Raw genomic sequence first — 972 nt, 5'->3', positions numbered from 1 at the left:
TTTGAGTCCAAGCCGGGGTTTCTAGAGAATCCGATACCAGCCCTCTGGTATCGGATTTTTTATGCCCATTCAGCAGCAATTGCTCGACCTCGGCGATCTCTTCAACTTCTCCGACCTCAGCACCTTCACTCAGAACATTCCTGTCGAATGGGTCGCCAGTGCGCTCAATCTCTCTGCCCAAGCCACGATACGGCGGCGACGTCTGCCGAGCGAGCAGGTGCTTTGGTTGGTGCTGGGCATGGCCCTGTTTCGTGACGAGCCTGTCCACGAGGTGGCCAGGCGTCTGAACATCTGTGCCCAGGGCCTGGCTTCCGATCAACTGCTGGCACGCAGTGGTGTGACTGCAGCGCGCAAGCGACTGGGTGCTGACCCGGTCGAATCGTTGTTTCGCCAGACCGGCAAACAATGGGGTTGCGAACGGTACGAAGGCGACGACTGGAACGGGTTGCAGGTGTTCGCTGTGGATGGTGCGTTGCTGCGAACTCCCGATTCACCTGAGTTGAGAGAACATTTTGGCTCCGGCAATACCGGTACCGAGCGCCAGACGCCTTTCCCAATGCTGCGTCTGGTTGCCTTGATGAATGTGCGCTCTCACGTAATTCTCGACGCCCAGCTCAGCCCTTATCGCGGTAGCGAGATGCGCTTGGCCGAAACCTTCCTCGGTCAGATTCCAGACAACTCAATCACGTTGTTCGACAAAGGTTTTTGGGGGGCTGATCTACTGTTGAACGTGGCTGATGGAGGAAGCAATCGGCACTGGTTGACGCCAGCTCGCAAGAACCTGGTGATGGAGGAAGTCGAACGCTATGGCAAACATGATCGCCGTGTACGGATGAAGGTTTCGCCTCAGGCACGCAAGCGAAATCCGGATCTGCCCACGCATTGGGAAGTACGTGAGGTCAGCTATGAAAGCCAAGGCCAGATCAGGTCACTGCTTACTTCGCTGCCGGCAGAGAACTACAGTGCAGGGGC

Annotated in this window: 1 protein-coding gene; it reads left to right on the top strand. The window is 57.0% G+C overall.

Annotated features, from left to right (window positions below):
- Positions 1–67 precede the first annotated feature (67 nt).
- A partial coding sequence (locus ACF8R3_RS10640) for an IS4 family transposase (protein WP_392515580.1) occupies positions 68–972 on the top strand: 905 nt, incomplete at its 3' end.

Origin of the sequence: Pseudomonas sp. FYR_7 (assembly GCF_043106155.1) — a bacterium.
In the GTDB taxonomy this organism is placed as follows: Bacteria; Pseudomonadota; Gammaproteobacteria; order Pseudomonadales; family Pseudomonadaceae; genus Aquipseudomonas; species Aquipseudomonas parafulva_B.
Note: the sequence above shows the minus strand (reverse complement) of the source record. Positions and strands in the feature narration are given on the sequence as shown.